This is a genomic window from Furfurilactobacillus rossiae DSM 15814 (assembly GCF_000428925.1).
In the GTDB taxonomy this organism is placed as follows: domain Bacteria; phylum Bacillota; class Bacilli; order Lactobacillales; family Lactobacillaceae; genus Furfurilactobacillus; species Furfurilactobacillus rossiae.
Genome location: NZ_AUAW01000007.1, coordinates 63,595 through 79,933 on the forward strand (window position 1 = coordinate 63,595; position 16,339 = coordinate 79,933).

General features: G+C 45.8%; 14 protein-coding genes. 4 read left to right on the forward strand and 10 right to left on the reverse strand.

The window, feature by feature from the left end; genetic code table 11:
- Positions 1–326: 326 nt before the first annotated feature.
- Together helD and G400_RS0106135 are read left to right on the forward strand one after the other, a co-directional pair.
- The gene (helD, locus tag G400_RS0106130) at positions 327–2,672 is read left to right on the forward strand and encodes an RNA polymerase recycling motor HelD (protein WP_017260536.1); all 2,346 of its coding nucleotides are present in this window, start codon (positions 327–329) and stop codon (positions 2,670–2,672) included.
- 49 nt (positions 2,673–2,721) lie between these two features.
- Positions 2,722–3,195, forward strand: a complete 474-nt coding sequence (locus tag G400_RS0106135; protein ID WP_017260537.1) for an Rrf2 family transcriptional regulator — start codon at positions 2,722–2,724, stop codon at positions 3,193–3,195.
- 565 nt (positions 3,196–3,760) lie between these two features.
- Here G400_RS0106135 and G400_RS0106140 read toward each other — a convergent pair.
- From G400_RS0106140 to G400_RS0106185, 10 genes are all read right to left on the reverse strand, one after another.
- On the reverse strand, positions 3,761–4,939 hold the full coding sequence (locus tag G400_RS0106140; RefSeq protein WP_017260538.1) for a cation:proton antiporter: 1,179 nt from the start codon (positions 4,937–4,939) through the stop codon (positions 3,761–3,763).
- 18 nt (positions 4,940–4,957) lie between these two features.
- Positions 4,958–6,295 carry a dihydrolipoyl dehydrogenase family protein gene (locus G400_RS0106145; RefSeq protein ID WP_455550747.1) on the reverse strand — a complete coding sequence of 446 codons (1,338 nt, stop codon included), beginning with the start codon at positions 6,293–6,295 and terminating at the stop codon, positions 4,958–4,960.
- A 129-nt stretch (positions 6,296–6,424) separates the two neighbouring features.
- A complete protein-coding gene (locus G400_RS0106150; protein WP_152323494.1) occupies positions 6,425–7,087 on the reverse strand; it encodes a TetR/AcrR family transcriptional regulator in 663 nt (220 codons plus the stop codon).
- Positions 7,088–7,842: 755 nt separating this feature from the next.
- Positions 7,843–8,112 carry a hypothetical protein gene (locus G400_RS0106155; RefSeq protein ID WP_017260541.1) on the reverse strand — a complete coding sequence of 90 codons (270 nt, stop codon included), beginning with the start codon at positions 8,110–8,112 and terminating at the stop codon, positions 7,843–7,845.
- A 201-nt stretch (positions 8,113–8,313) separates the two neighbouring features.
- Positions 8,314–9,339: an ABC transporter ATP-binding protein gene (locus G400_RS0106160; RefSeq protein WP_017260542.1), complete on the reverse strand. Its 1,026-nt coding sequence runs from the start codon at positions 9,337–9,339 to the stop codon at positions 8,314–8,316.
- Positions 9,339–10,871 carry an ABC transporter permease/substrate-binding protein gene (locus tag G400_RS0106165; RefSeq protein WP_017260543.1) on the reverse strand — a complete coding sequence of 511 codons (1,533 nt, stop codon included), beginning with the start codon at positions 10,869–10,871 and terminating at the stop codon, positions 9,339–9,341. The genes G400_RS0106160 and G400_RS0106165 overlap by 1 nt, the downstream gene beginning before the upstream one ends.
- Positions 10,872–11,075: 204 nt before the next feature.
- On the reverse strand, positions 11,076–12,329 hold the full coding sequence (tyrS, locus tag G400_RS0106170) for a tyrosine--tRNA ligase (RefSeq protein ID WP_017260544.1): 1,254 nt from the start codon (positions 12,327–12,329) through the stop codon (positions 11,076–11,078).
- Positions 12,330–13,208: 879 nt separating this feature from the next.
- Positions 13,209–13,703: a hypothetical protein gene (locus G400_RS0106175; protein ID WP_017260545.1), complete on the reverse strand. Its 495-nt coding sequence runs from the start codon at positions 13,701–13,703 to the stop codon at positions 13,209–13,211.
- Between the two features lie 43 nt (positions 13,704–13,746).
- Positions 13,747–14,457 carry a hypothetical protein gene (locus tag G400_RS15690; RefSeq protein WP_017260546.1) on the reverse strand — a complete coding sequence of 237 codons (711 nt, stop codon included), beginning with the start codon at positions 14,455–14,457 and terminating at the stop codon, positions 13,747–13,749.
- A complete protein-coding gene (locus G400_RS0106185; RefSeq protein WP_017260547.1) occupies positions 14,435–15,217 on the reverse strand; it encodes a DUF4931 domain-containing protein in 783 nt (260 codons plus the stop codon). Before G400_RS0106185 ends, G400_RS15690 begins: the two co-directional genes overlap by 23 nt.
- Positions 15,218–15,338: 121 nt before the next feature.
- Between G400_RS0106185 and G400_RS0106190 the strand changes: the two genes are divergently transcribed.
- Both G400_RS0106190 and G400_RS0106195 read left to right on the forward strand, forming a co-directional pair.
- Entirely contained in the window at positions 15,339–15,914 is a 576-nt protein-coding gene (locus G400_RS0106190; RefSeq protein WP_017260548.1) for a nucleotidyltransferase family protein, read from the forward strand.
- 191 nt (positions 15,915–16,105) lie between these two features.
- The gene (locus tag G400_RS0106195) at positions 16,106–16,324 is read left to right on the forward strand and encodes a hypothetical protein (RefSeq protein ID WP_017260549.1); all 219 of its coding nucleotides are present in this window, start codon (positions 16,106–16,108) and stop codon (positions 16,322–16,324) included.
- The last annotated feature ends 15 nt before the right edge of the window (positions 16,325–16,339 follow it).

The following is a 16,339-nucleotide window of genomic DNA, read 5'->3' on the forward strand; positions in this document are numbered from 1 at the left end:
TACAGTTGCCCAAGTTCAACACACTGTTATAAATGCTCACTATGATTCCAAAAATCAATGATCAGGCATCGGGTCAGTGTATTAGGGCAACATAGTGGTAGCTGGAGGTTGGTGGTGGTGAAAACCTGCTGTGAAAGTGTTGTTAGTGCGGCGGTTTGGGCCGGATTTACAACACGGACGCGCTTGAAGACGCGGTTTTCGGCTTCAAGGCGAGGTGAAAGACTCCGATTTTCAGGAGGCTTGATCCGGTCCCACAGCGGTTTTCACCACCGCCAACCGGAAGCAGAAGCGGACTTTTAGTAATTCACATGAGGTCTCAGGGCTTCATGAACAGACTTGTCACTGATCACACGGAGGCTAATTATTTGAATAACGAAGAACGACAGCATGAACAGCAGCGTGTAGATCAAGTCATGGACGAGATCAACCGCCAGTTGGTCGACAATCAGCAACAATTCGAACGGGCACACCACGAAACTAGCGCCATTCAGAAAAACTATGCTGAAAACGCATCAGTCAACACGTTTGAAGTCGATGATGCGATGGAAACCAATGCGCAGCTGCAACAGCAACGACAATTAGTTTATCTGGCCGTGACTAACGAAGCGACCATTCGTCAGCAACTCGACAATTTAAAGCAACTCAAAGAATCACCTTATTTCGGACGCATCGACATTCAGGATGCCGGCGAATCCAAACCAGAATCTTTATACATTGGGACATTTTCGCTCACCAACGAAGCTCAGGACTTTGTTGTCTACGATTGGCGGGCGCCCATTTCCAGTATCTATTACAACGGCACACTCGGCAAAGTCGCCTACACGACACCTGCTGGCAAACAAACGACGGATTTGAAGAAGAAACGCCAGTTCACCATTAAAGATGGTGAAATCAAAAACATGTTTGATACCAACGAAACGGTTGGTGATGAAATGCTGCAGGCTGTTTTAGGACAGCAAAACGACGAAGTGATGCAAAACATCGTTGCTACCATTCAAAAAGAGCAAAACGATATTATTCGTGACACTCGCTCTGATTTATTGGTCGTTCAAGGGGTAGCCGGATCAGGTAAGACATCTGCCATTCTTCAGCGGATTGCCTTTTTGCTCTATCACAGCCGTAACGGTGGTGAAAGTGAACTGCAAGCCGACCAAATGATTCTATTCTCCCCTAACCGTTTGTTCAGTCACTACATTTCAGAAGTGCTTCCAAGTTTAGGGGAACGCAACATGCGTCAGGTCACGTTGGACGATTTTCTCACCCAACGTTTACAAGGTCTCAACGTACAAACATTATTTGAACGCTATGAATCAGACGCTGATGACACCAACCCAATGTTCCGAGATGTCCGTGACTATCTTGAAAGCACCGCGTTTGTTAAAGCTGTCACGGCTTATTGTAAACATGTGCCAACCCAGGACATTCGGTTCAACGACATCCTCCTTGATGGTTCACTCTTCTTCACCAAGGAAGCGATTGCTGCCATTTATGCAGAACAACCAGAGACAATGAGCACGACTGGTAAAATTCTCGCCACTAAGAACAGGCTGATTAAAAAGCTCAAACGGCGAATCCGCACGGACGCAAAAGACGATTGGGTTGCCGAAGAGCTCGATAATTTGGATACCGAGCACTATCACGATTTGCTAGGTGAACGGGTTGGCCGATTCAAGGAGCTCGATGATGAAGTCGCGTTTGCGTCGCGAGAAATCGTTCGCAAACGTTACGAGCCAGTGTATGACGCGCTATTCAATAATTACTTTCTCGATGTTTACCGCCAATATGATCATTTTCTACAAACGGTAACACCCGCACACGTTGACCCCGATCATTGGGACATGCATGAACAAGATTTCGACACAAACATCGAATATCACCGCATCAGTTTAGATGACGCAGTGCCACTGCTTTATTTGCGAGATCTCATTACCGGCGGCGGTCAGAACCGTAGCATCGCCTATTTATTCATTGATGAAATGCAAGACTATTCAATGACCCAAATGTGTTACTTCCGTCACGCATTTCCAAAAGCTAAGTTCACCCTTCTCGGGGATAGCGAGCAGGCCTTGTTCAACCGCATGCAGCGGCCACAGGAACTATTAGATAATCTCGCCCAAGCGTTTAATGCCAAACGGCCAAACTTAATCACGTTGAGCAGAAGCTATCGTTCCACCCTACCAATCACCAATTTTGCCAAAGGATTATTGCCGGATGGTGACCAAATTCAAGCGTTCAACCGCCCCGGCGACTTGCCGCGGATTTTATTGCGGTATAATGAACAAGACGCCATCAGTGCCACTAAGGAACTGGTGCAGACAGAACTTGATACGTATGGCACCGTCGCAATTTTAACGAAGGACGTTACCACCGCTCAGCAAGTCTACCGTGAGCTTCACCGTGACTTTCCCATCACCTTGTTAAATGATATGGACCGCACATTACCCAAGGGAGTTATTGTGCTACCCGTTTATTTAGCAAAGGGACTCGAATTCGATTCCGTCATTGCCTACGATGTTTCAATCAGCAATTACCCAACCGACGATGCAATTGGAATTCTTTATACGATTGCGTCACGGGCGATGCACCACTTATCGTTAGTCACCATTGGTGAAGCAAGTCCTGTCATTAGTCATGTTTCTCCCGAATTACTGTCCATTGAACATGAGTTATAAAATCCGTTTTAACTATTGATGAAATTGTCGTTCCAGAAAGAGGTCTCCCATGAAATTAGACTTTTCCGTTGCCGTCCATAGCCTGCTTTACTTGGACGAAAGCCGGCCACGTAAAATCACGAGTGCTGAGCTCGCCAAGTCACTTCAACTGAATCCGGTGATGATCCGTAACATCCTATCCGTCTTGCATAAGCAGGGGTACATTGAAGGATCTGTTGGAAAAAACGGTGGTTACCTTCTTCAGCGACCACTGTCCGACATGAATGTCGGCGAATTGTACGACCTCACCATTCCGCCGACCATCAGTTATGCCCGTTTTATTACCGGCGATTCTAAGGGATTAACCAAAAGTGACACGGATGCGACGGATATTTCAGCAAATATTGGCGAGACCCTCACGGATTTGTTTACCTTGGCGGATACCGATTATCGGAAGTTCTACCATCGATTTACCATGACCGATCTAAAGAACGATATGCATGGCCATGGTTATTTCATCAATCTAGTTAACAAACAGAATTAAACAAAAGCGGCGCCACTAAACTTTCAATCTTTGTTTAGTGGCGCTGCTTTTGTATTCATATCAATTTTAGTGCGTTGCACTGACCTCAACATCAGCAGTACCACGTCGTACTCGTTACACTGCCTTGAAACGCCGTTCCCTGGGGCCGGTCTCAACCCGCCCAAAACGCGGTTTTCTACCTCGATTCTGAGCCACAAACCGTCTCAGAAGTCGTCCCACACCACTAAATGGCCAAAACCATGCCATTAAGTGGTGTCGACACGGAACTCTATTTCAAGTCAGCTCCACTCATATAACAATCAAAAGTCTTTGTCGAATCATCAACGATTACTTCATGCTACTAAGCTTCTATGTCAGCTGAAGGGCGTCAACAGTGATACCGAGCCGTGAAAGTGCTGTTAATTCGAATGGCTTACTCGAATTTATAGCACGGACGGTCAGAGAGACTCAGAGTTTCACGAGGCTCTCTGGCGAGGTAAAAGACTACGGTTTGCAGGCTTGAACCGGTCCCACGGCTCGGTATCACTGTTGACAACCGTAAGCGAAATTCTCAGCGTATACACGGTTATTTATCTGATGTGGAAACTGCTGTTGCATCGTCCTTACTCAACGCCCACCGCAACAATAGCGGTGCAGCCAATGTTGAAAAGACGATCACAAAGATCATGTCAACGTAAAGTCCGTTTGCTAACAAGTGGGCATCAAAGCCAATCTGTGCCGTAATTAAAGCCATTTCACCACGGGCAACCATCCCCGTGCCAACAACCCGGCTGCCACTTTTTGAGAAGCCAGTCAACCGCGCACCAATCTCGCCGCCCCACCATTTAGTGACAACAGCTAAAATTGTCATCAAGACAATAAACGGTAGCGATGTAACGAAGTGTGCAAACGTCACGTTCAAGCCAATACTAACGAAAAATACCGGTACAAAGAATGCATTGCTGATTGGTTCAATGTGGTCGTCAATAACTTGCTTAACATGCGTTTGGGCCACCGCAATGCCGGCAAAAAATGCGCCGATTGCACCGGATAAACCGACGACTTCTGCTAAGTAAGCCATTCCCAAACAGATAACCACAGCCGTTACGGTACGGGCGGTTGGAATCAATAAGCGTTCACTAATGCGCATCAGCATCGGCGCAATCCATTTGACGAGCAAGTACGCCGCAACAAAGAAACCAACTTGGAACAAGAATTGAAGTCCCATATTAGTGTTGCCGTGTTCACCTGCGCCGCCCCCAATCAGGGCAACCATCAAACTTAGCAACAGCACCCCGATAATATCGTCAGCGACCGCTGCGCCAAGGATAGTCGCCCCGGCACGTGTGTCCAATGCGTGAAATTCACGTAGGACCACTACGGAAATGCTGACTGAGGTGGCCGAGAAAACCACACCAATAAACAGTGCCTCCGTAAAGTGATAGCCAAACGCAAGGCTAACGCCACCCATTAAGACGACCGGCAAGATGACACCACATACTGCCACCGCCAGCGCTGGGCGCAGTACCTTCCTTAACTGCGCAAGATTACTTTCAAGCCCAGCCATAAACATCAGTAAGATGACCCCAATGTTAGCAAATACAGATAACGCACTGCTATTATGGACCCAATTCAAAACACCGGGACCAATAATGATCCCGATGAGGAGTTCGCCAATGACGGCCGGAATGCCGACCCGTGCAGAAAAGTGACCGGCAATCGTTGTGGCAACAAGTATTAAAATCAGCGTTCCAATAAACGCCATAGACTGTACTCCTTTACTTTACAAGAGGTAATCAATGTCAGAGGCCGGTGACGGGTAAGCCATAATTTGATTCTCAAATGTTTTGGTCGTGGCGTGTTGGTTAATTAAAAATGTCAGATAGTTAATCATTTCATCTGCAATACCACTTAAAACAGCGGCACCTACCAATTGCCGTTTGTCATTCAAAACAACCGTGACTTTAGCAACTGCGTCATGAATTCGGTTATACGTGTACCAATGCGTCATGTCGATCGTTTTGACCGTCAATGACGACTCATTTGCCGCAGCTGTGACATCCACGCCAACTTTAGCTAACTTAGGCATCCCAAAGACCAGCGTTGGGATGGCCGGATAACTAATTGGCGCATCCGATTGTTGCCCTGTCAATTGACCGGCAAGATAGCGGGCATCATATCCAGCAACTGGCGTTAACTTGGGCACCGTTTTTTTAGCAACGACATCCCCGAGCGCATAAATATCCGGATTAGCAGTCTGCAAATGATCATTCACTTGCACACCGTGAGCGTCTGCTTTTACCCCAACAGCTGCCAAATTTAGCGTATCAACGTTAGCAATCCGACCCGTTGCACCAATCACGGCATCTGTCGTTAATTGAAAATCATGACCATCCGTCAACACTAGTTCGGCATCAGTTTTGTTAACCTCGGCAACATCAACGTTCTCATAAATATGAACGCCAGCAGCCTTTAACTGAGCGACTAAATCGGTCACCATGTTTGTAGGAAAAGCACGCAACGGTTTGTCATTATGCAATACGAGTGAAACTTCAGCACCGGCGGCGTTGGCAATGTCGGCCAGTTCAAACGCAATGTAGCCGCCACCGATAAACGTTATTCGGCGCGGCAACTCACGCATATTGAGAAAATCGGTACTCGTACCAACGTGCTGTGCGCCAGGGATATCCAACCGGCGTGGCCGTTCTCCCGTTGCTAACACGACTTTATCTGCCACAACTTCTTCACTACCAACCATCACGTGACCATCGTCAGTAAACTGTGCATGGCCCGTGAGTGCCGTAATGGCGGACTGCTTTAGACCGGCTAACGTCCCGCTGGGAATACCATCCGTATAAGCAAACTTATTTCGCATGAGATCTGACCAGTTAATGGTTGGCTCGCCATTCAAGCCCTGTCCATCCATGTGTTCAGCATTACGTTTCGCCTCAACAGCAGCCAATAAAATCTTTTTCGGGTCGCAACCACGATTGGGACATGTACCGCCCCAAAGATTTTCTTCGGCAACTGCGACCGTTTGACCAGCCCCTTTAAGAGCGTAGGCCAAAGCTAAGCCACCAGGGCCACCACCAATAATTAATGTTTCAACGTGTGTCATAATCTACCTCCAGTCTTTCAAACATTCGCAACCAAAGTGTACCGATTTTTACGTCGAGACTAAAGTATTATGCTCTGTCTTAATTCTAATTGTGGGCCAAAACAACCTCATACCAACGTTGTGTGAATTAACCTAATCGTCCGGATGAACGGCCAAGGTTTTGTCCAGTTCACTGACCATATACTTTTCTTCGATCGCATCATCCCAGTCTCGCTCCGGAAATAAGATATAGCGGTCAAAGAAGTAACTCCCTAAAATAGACAACAAATAACGGAAAATAATTCGGAACGGCCAGTCGACGAGTTGTCCCCGATCCTGAGCCGCTTTGATAATCGTTTTAAACGAGTTCAAAAAACGTTCTGGTGCGATAGATAAGTACTGTTCGCGTAGATCTGCATTGTATAAAATTTCGCTGAGGAATACTTTCAATGCATCTTCGTTGTCTGAGGCAAACTTCATTCGGTTGCGGACAAAGAAAACGAAAAAGTCGTGGATATTGTCCGTTTGTTCACGAATAGCTTCACTAGCCAATTCGTTTAACAAATCCGGCACAACCTCACGCACAATTGGATCCAAGGCCTCGCGTAAAATGTTAGCCTTGGACTTAAAGTGTTTGAACATTGTACCCTCAGACTGATGTGCCGCCTCAGCAATTTGACGCGTACTCGTGTTAGCGTAGCCCTGTTTTGCGAATAATTGGATGCTAACAATCAGGACATCCTTTTGCTTCTGCGTTAAGTTTTTATTTGCGTTCACTAAATCAGGAAATTCATCAAGGATTTTTTTATCTGCCATTATTTCTTCCATCACTTTCCCAAATTCACTACTGCTATCATAGCAGACCTCATGAGCTCCGAAAATGTCATTTTGTATTTGCAATTCATTGTGAACGGAAATCTGCCGCTCCCGGTTGCCCGTTTTTGAAATCGCCTGTGGGACCGGCTCAAGCCCGCAGTTCACGGTCTTTCGCCTCGCCTGGAAGCCACCTAAACCGTGTCTTCCAGACCGTCCCGTGTTGTAAATTCGCAAACCCACCGAATTAACAACACTATCACCGTCGATTTCAACACGGGCGCCCTCCCGCTCATACCTCAAAGACACTGAATAACAATCGCACTATAGACTAAAAGACACAAAATTTTGATTCATGACATTTGTGCCTCAATTGCTAAGAAAAAAAGTTCACAACTGATGTAGCTAATTTGCAATATTGTCTCGTTATCTACTGAACATACCCAAGCACAAAAAAACATGCCTAGCGGAGACGGTAAGAGACAGAGTTCCGTGTCGACAACACTTAATGGCATGAAGTTGGCCATTTAGTGTTGTGGGACGACTTCTGAGACGGTTTGTGGCTCAGAATCGAGGTCGAAAACCGCGTCCTTTGCGGTTTGAAACCGGTCCCCACGGAACGGCGTCTCTTATCGGCGCAACGGTCTTTCATCACTTAAGAGAATTTGTCGAATTGTTACAAAAAATGACACGCCGCAAACGTGTCATCTGTCTTTTATTCAGTTAGATAAACCCATTAAAAATCAATCGTGAAACACCTATGCTTGCTTAGCTGAGTGAACGGATCGATAGCCAAAGTAGAATTGAACAATGGCCAAGATAACCGCCAACCAGTTAACAGCTGCAAACCAACCGGACAAGCTTGCCACACTGGCTGCGCCATAATAAGCCCAGAACCCCCAGACAACCGCGACGACATTGATCCAGGCAAATGTCTTCATCAATGACTGATTGCTTGTTGCAAAGAATGTCCAGATGCAGTTAATGACGAACCAAACAGCTAAAATCCAAAATGATGTTGCAAACATGATAATCCCTTCTTTGATTTTAATTGTCGAGCGAGTGATTACTCGCCTTTCTTAACAACATCATTGTAGCACCTTTCAATCCGGATACAACCGTTTTGAAAGATATTTTTGCATTTATTTTTCACATTCAAAAAGCGACTCTCTATGCGCTTGCCACCGGCAATTGACACACATGAAGTCGCTTCATTTCAAACTAGTTATTTAATTATTTTCATCCTCATCACGTTTACGCTGACTCAGATAATTGACGATGTTTTGCGCATTGATGAACCCTAATTGACGGTCACCATCTACTACGCGTAAATACTCGCAGTGGGCTAAATCGTCAAATGCTTCACCCAACGTTTTATCAGATGAGATGTCAATTGGCGCTGTGTGCCCGTCAGGCAACGTTGCTACTGAAAAGCCCATCATGACCATCTTACCTACGTACACGTCATACACATTGTGCGCGACACTCTGAGAGAAGAAAGCCTCGACAAATTGGTTGGCCGGATGCTGCGCGATGTTAGTCGGCGTGTCCACTTGCAAGATTTTTCCCTCACTCATCACCGCAATGCGGTCACCTAGTTTAAGGGCTTCATCCATATCGTGGGTCACAAAGATAATCGTGTCGTGCCGCTTTGCATGAAGATCCAATACCAGATCCTGCAATTGCGTCCGTGAAATAGGATCCAATGCTGAGAACGGTTCATCCATCAAGACAACTGGCGGTTCAGATGCAATCGCCCGACAAATGCCAATCCGTTGTTGCTCACCACCGGATAATTCGCTAGGCATCCGGTCCCGATATTTTTTCGGGTCTAAACCGACTTGATTCAGCAATCGATCAATCGTGGCGTCAATCTCCTCACGTTTGACACCTTTCATTTCGGGAATGACCGCAATATTTTGAGCGACAGTCATGGTTGGGAACAACGCAATTTGTTGTAACACGTAACCAATGTTCCACCGTAACTCCTGCAATCCGATGTCTGTAATGTTTTCATCCTTGATAAAAATCTTGCCACCACTCTGCGGCTGTAGCTGATTGACCATTTTCAAAGTCGTCGTTTTCCCACTACCAGAAGTGCCAACAAGGACAAATAGTTCGCCAGCGTTGATGGTTAAATTCAAGTCTGGAATCACAACATTATCGTTAAAAGACTGCTGAACATGTTCAAACCGAATGATAGGTTCGCCGTCTTTCAGCTCATTGATGCTGTTTTCATCAACCGTAGTTGCCATTATTTAGCATCTCCCTTCAGCAAGTGGTGGCTAACCAAGTATTGTCGCGCCACCGTTTTTGCGGACTTCTTTTCGACATTAACTTCATAGTTCATTTCCTGCATATCTTTTTCAGAAATATGACCAGCGAGCTTGTTCAAACTCTTTACAACGCCTGGATACTTCTTGGCTAAGGAAGTTTTCATTAACGGCGCACCCTGATAGGACGGGAAGAAATGTTTGTTATCCTTCAACGTTGTCAGATGATACTGTCGTAATTCGCTATCCGTCGAGTAAGCGTCAACAACATTGATGTTGCCATTATGAATGGCTTCGTAACGCAATTTGGGCTCCATGGACTGAGCCTTCAAATTCAAACCATATGTCTTATTTACACCTGGCAGGCCATCTGGGCGATCAATGAATTCAAGCGTCATCCCCGGCTTTAATTTATTTTCTACCGTCTGCAAGTCACTAATTGTGTGAACATTCCAAGCTTTTGCATCCTGTTCACGAATAGCTAAGGCAAACGTATTATTGTAGGACATAGGCTTCAAATAACTGAGCTTAAATTGTTGTTGCATGTCCTTTTGTGCCAATTGATACGTTTGATTGGCCGTTAATCCCTTATCAGATTGTGGCGTTTTGACCAAACTTTCCAAAATAGTGCCCGAAAATTCCGGATAAATATCGATTTGATTGTGGTTCAAGGCGTTAAATAGAAAGCTCGTTTTCCCGAAATTGGGCTTTAACGTGACATGAACATGTTTGTTGTCCTGTTCAATCAAGTCTTTATACATATTAATTAAAATGTCTGGTTCAGAGCCCAGCTTACCAGCAATCGTAATGTTGTCGGCTGGTTGACGAACGGCGTTAGCAACACCGACACCACCGATACCGAGCAGCAAGACAACCAGTCCACCAATTAGATAGCGTGGACGCATGTGTTGCAAACGATTAATGAGCCAGCTCAAAATAATCGCCAACAACGCCGAACTAATGGCTCCAATTAACGTCAGCGCGGTATCATTGCGGTCAATCCCTAATAGGATAAAGGTCCCTAAACCACCTGCACCAATCAAGGCAGCTAACGTTGCAGTCCCGATAATCATGACTAACGCTTGACGAACCCCGGAAATAATCACCGGAGCAGCAATTGGCAATTCAACCTTAAATAGTTTGCGCGTTTGCCCCATGCCAAATGCATCAGCAGCCTCTTCAATAGAAGGATCAATGTCATCAATCCCGATGTATGTATTCTGAAAAATCGGGAGCAACGCGTAAATGACCAACGCAATGACCGCTGGGACGGTACCAATCCCAACAATGGGAATCAATAATCCCAATAAGGCTAGTGACGGGATGGTTTGCAACACACCGGCAATTTGCAACATAAATGCCGCAAATCGTTTGTGATGCGTTGCCCAGATGGCCAATGGAATGGCAATGGCCATCGCAATCAGCAGTGACACCAGTGAAATCTCAATGTGTTGCCACAACGCAGTTAACAGTGCCGACCGCCGATCAACCAGCGTTTGAAAAAAAGCATCCATAAGTATAAGTCCTCGTTTTCCGATGTGAAATTCTGTGCTTTAAAACTTCACAGCTCGTTCTGATAAACGCAATATTTACTTTACAAGTCGAACATACGTTTGTCAAACAATAAGAAAAAAGCACACTATTTATAGCGTGCTTAATTATAAACTTACTTATTTTCAAGACCCAAACAAAAGGCTTGTGAGATTGACGATTTGTTTTTAATCACTTACGCGAGCAAGGAAATAGCGCTTCTTACCACGACGTACGATAACAAACTTGCCGTCGAACATTGCCTTTGGATCTACGTCGGCATCAACAGATGTTTGTTTGTCACCGTTAATAGTAATGGCGCCATTTGTCACATCTTCACGAGCTTGCCGCCGCGATTTTTCAATGCCGCTATCTGCCAAAAAGTCGACAATATTTTGAGTTGCGCCAGTCGTTTCAACGCTTGGGAAAGCCTTGAATCCCTGTTCGATCTCGTCAGCGCTTAATTCCTTCACATCGCCTGAGAATAGTGCTTGTGTAATCTTTTCGGCCTGCTTCAGAGCTGCGTCACCGTGGACAAACTTAGTCACTTCTTCAGCCAAACGACGTTGTGCCGCCCGCTTCCAAGGTTCCTTCTTCACTTGTTCAGCCAGATCATTAATTTCGTCTTCATCCAAGAACGTGAAGTACTCCAGGAATTTCACAACATCATTGTCGTCCTGGTTTAACCAGAATTGGTAAAATTCGTAAGGCGTTGTTTTTTCAGGATCAAGCCAAACGTTGCCGCCTTCAGACTTACCAAACTTCGTGCCGTCAGCCTTCAGCAACAGTGGAATCGTTAGTGCAAAGACTGGTGTTTCTGGTCCTTCCACACGACGAATCAAGTCCAAACCAGCCGTGATGTTGCCCCATTGGTCACCACCACCGATTTGCAACTGTACATCTTGTTCACGGTACAAAGTTAAGTAATCAATGGATTGCAGGATTTGGTAAGTAAATTCGGTAAAGGAAATCCCGACTTCCAAACGGGAAGCCACAACTTCTTTGTTGAGCATTGTCTTAACATTGAATAACTTACCGTAATCGCGCAGGAAATCCAACAATGACAGTTTGGACAGCCAATCGTAGTTATTCACTAACCGGAACTGATCCTCACCAAATAGCTTAACCATTTGACCACGCAAGGCCTCTTGGTTGTGGTGCACTTGATCCATTGTTTGTAGAACCCGCTCAGATTTCTTACCGGATGGGTCACCAATTGAACCAGTCGCCCCACCGATAACGATCACTGGTTTATGACCAGCCAATTGGAACCGTTTCAAAATCATAAACGGAATCAAATGTCCGATATGCATCGAATCGCCAGTTGGGTCAATCCCACAGTACAAACCGATTGACTTCTTGTCAGTTAATTCACGTAAGCCTTCTTCATCACTGGTTTGGTTAATCGCACCACGCCACTTTAGTTCATCAATAATATTCATTTTGCATTCTCCTTCTCATTTTTTCAGTTTTTTAAGGCACAAAAAAAGTCCCCGTCACTGGCTAACATTAGCCAAGTTGACAAGGGACGAATTTATTCCGCGGTACCACCCAAGTTATTGCATTACTGCAATCACTCTTCACCGATACCGGGGCGCGCCGAGATAACGATCACAAACGCTGTACTTCATGGCTTCAATATCGCCGGTTCACACGACCACCGGCTCTCTGGGGAGGGATTGAAGGCACTACTTGGTTGTCAGTTTCAACACTAACGGCCACGTTTTCGTTATCAAATATTGTTGTCATTGTACTGACTGATTGACGTTGATGTCAACCATGGATTTCAAAAGTTTGACCTGGATTGTTGATGCTTCCGCTTCTGGTTGCTGATATTGAAACTCCGTTGTGTAGACCGGTCTTAGCCCGCGTTGCGGTCTTCGACCTCGACTTGAAGCCTCCAAACCCGAGTCTTCAAGCTCGTCCGTGGCCTAAACCCAGCAAGCCCACTGGGTTAACGCCACTTTCACAACTCCGTTTCAATATCAGCGCCCGCCAGCTACATTCACGCAATAACAAACAAACTCTAGGTACCAAATTAAATACACATTATCCAGTAATCATTAGACTGCGGGCAAACACAACAATCCGTGTGATAGCTGGCCAGAATCGGAACTCACTTTTGTTTTAGCAACGAAATAAACAGAGCTGCAGGGCATCAGCATTGGAACCAAGCCGCGAATGTAGTGTTAATTCGAATGGTTTTCTCGAATTTACACCACGGACAGGCGCAAAGACTCCGGTTTACGGAGGCTTGAACCGGTCCCACGGCGGTGTTCCAATGCTAACAACCATAAGCGGCAGTTAAGACTATGCGAAACCTATTTCACATAGAAAATATAGTCCAGTGTCGTCGGATTCTCTTCAGGCTGGAAACGTTGTGGATCGTAACGTTCATAAACGTACTTCAAGTTAGTCCAGTCGTCCTCCGTCATCATGTGACGGGTCACGAGTTCTTGGTGCGCCGTCTCCATTGCCCGTTGACCAAACAAGTCACCGGTGTCCGGATTACCGTTAACCCACGCAACAGCAGCAGAACTTTCTGGTACTGCAATGGCTTGAAATCCTTCTGGCACCTTCTGACCCTTACGGAACCATTTGCCGATCCAGTAAGTTGTTTCATCACCATCAATAACTAATAGGCCGATTTTGGCAGGATCTAAGGGTTTGTTGATAGTTTCGAGTTGTTTGAACTTATCGGTTGTTTCCCAGTCTAACCAGGCATAATTGTATGAACCATGTTCCTGCTTCTTGTATGGGAGTCCAAATAATTGACGAGCTGGTTCTGTGACTAAATTACGATGTGTAACTTTCATGTTAGTGCCTCCAGTAATAAATTTCGTTTATCGTCCTTTTTTACTAGCGGGACTGCATAATGATCGAAGCCAACGTTCTGTGTTGACGATCCAACCGCCATAAATAAGTGGCTGCGCGGGCCGGCATTGCCGGATCTATCTGTTGACAAACGACATTGGCAATCGCAGCCGTCGCTGGTCGGTGCAAATAATCGCTCAAAATACGCGCTAAATGGACGTCAAAAAGTGCCTTGCTTTTATCCATCCCCGTTAGTGACTGCCTTAAGTCTAGCACGATAATCAGTGCTAATGCATTCACCTTTTTAGGCCCCATGCCATGAATGGGTGACAAACGGGCCTCCAGCTCTTCATAACTAGCGGTTGAAATAAATTGTTCAGCGTCGCCGTTCGCCTCACTATTCAAGGTTTGAGCCAAACTGGTTAGGTTCTGCGCCATGGTTTTTGGAAAGCGGTGTAATGCTGGCTTTGTTTCAATCGCCGTCAATAATTCGGATTGATGGGTAGCAAACCATGCGGCCGTCCAATTCTGTTTACCGATCCGTTCTCGCAACCGTTTGGGCAGTTGCCAAGCTCGGTTTGCAGGCACAGATTGATCGACAATGACGCCACATAGCAAGGCAAATTTATCTGTCAGTAACCACTCACTGTCCGCTGGCGACAAATCAAAGTCACCCATAAATGTGTCCGGCAGATTTGCTTGATAATCGTGTTGTAGCATCGTCACTGCATAATCATCCAAGATAGGTGCGGGCATGTGCTGTTACCTCCTGACCAATTGCAGCAATACGATCTTCCTGAAAAACCTGTGGCACCAAATACCCCACGCTCAGTGGTGAGGCATTAAAGCGCGGCACTACTTTACAAATAATCGCACCATCCTGAACGTTATAGAAAAACAAGTTATAACTATCACAACGGCCATGAAAGTAATCCGTCAGAATATAGTGAGTCAGTACACGTACCGCTTTAGCCAAATCCGCAGCGGCCTTTATCCCAGGAATCCGCACGTTAAATTCGAGGAACCCTAACAACGGTTCGTTGGCGACAGCTAGTTCAGCGTCGCCCAAGTTCAAAAATGGTTCACCGGCAAGATTAGCTGGCGTTACGTGAGCGTAACCATCCACTTTATCGAGGCCAATAATCTGCATGTGGGGATGGGCCAACGACCCGCCAGAGTGTGGTCCATAGTTTTTGTACATGATTACGGATTTGTACTGTGGATCTTGTTGCATTTCTGACCATTTACGTAACGAGAAATTCATAATTGCGGCGGCTGTCTGCGGATCGTAGTTTGACCAATCGCCCCGATGATTGCTGGATTCGATGATGATTGTCTGCAGCGTATCAGCTAACACCCGAAACTTGTTCACGAGCCATATCCGATCCGTTTCCTGATCCAAAATGTTGGTCAGATGTGCAACATCACAAAATGGGCACGCCGCATTCTGATGAACAATGTTTTCTGGTTTTCCCTGGGCAACATGTGTGATAAACGAAAGTTGTTCCTGTGTCATGTGTTTCCTCCGCATCAACCTAACAGTGTATTTTCCAGTAATTATACCGCGGATCGCCTCATCCAGTATTACTCCAGTTTGGCATTTCGGCATAACCGTTCAAACATGCTACACTGAGATGATGAAAAATAAAAATGAACAAGCTCAACAAGTCTTAAATATTATTCAATGTACTCCAGAATTGATGGTCATTCTACACGCCATTACCGATCAACATCTGAAGCAAGGTGCGCTGGCTGCCGGAAGTATCCGTAACACGGTGTGGCAGGTGCTGAGCCATCAACCCGTTCAACTGTCATCTGATATCGACGTCGTCTTTTTCGATCCCAAACGCCCCTATGAAGATAACTTTACAATTCAGGCCCAATTGACAAAACAGTTGCCCCAATACGAGTGGCAAGTTAAAAATGAGGTGTACATGAACACTCACAACTTCACCGACATGCCACCATTCACTTCAGTCACAGATGCAATCGGTCATTTTGTTGAAACGCCTACCTGTGTCGGTGCCTACCTAGATGACTCAAGTCAGCTTCGTTTGATTGCACCACACGGCGTGGCGGACTTGCTAAGCTTTGTCTGCCGTCCTGTCCCAGCATATCAACAAGACGCCGCTCACCTGGCGATTTTCAAACAACGAATGGCAGAAAAGCAGTGGCAGCAAAAATGGTCCCAACTTGTCATTTCAACCCACTAGGAAAACAACAATAGCAAGCACTTTATTTTATCTCCGTTTGTAACCATGCTACATTGACGATAATCGAGCTCGTTTAACAGGTTTACCAACCAAACGTCTAAAAACGGGCAAAGTTTGCGTTTCGAAACAGGCTTTGATGCCGTTTCATGGCGTGTCGTTCTATGCTTACAGTGAACGTGAGGTGATTTCACATGCAACTCGTACTCGTTAATCGTCAAACAAAAGTTAAAAAGATTATCAATGACTGTGAATCCATTGCCCTGATAGATGCTGATCAACAAACGCATCTCCCCCAATACTATGTGCCAAATGCACGGCAGCAACTTGGTGCCGTTGCGTTTGTGCTCACCCGAACACGGCAGGAACCGTGCACCTTTAAGACCAGTCAGTGGGAAATTCGGCACGATTAGCACGGCCACACTACA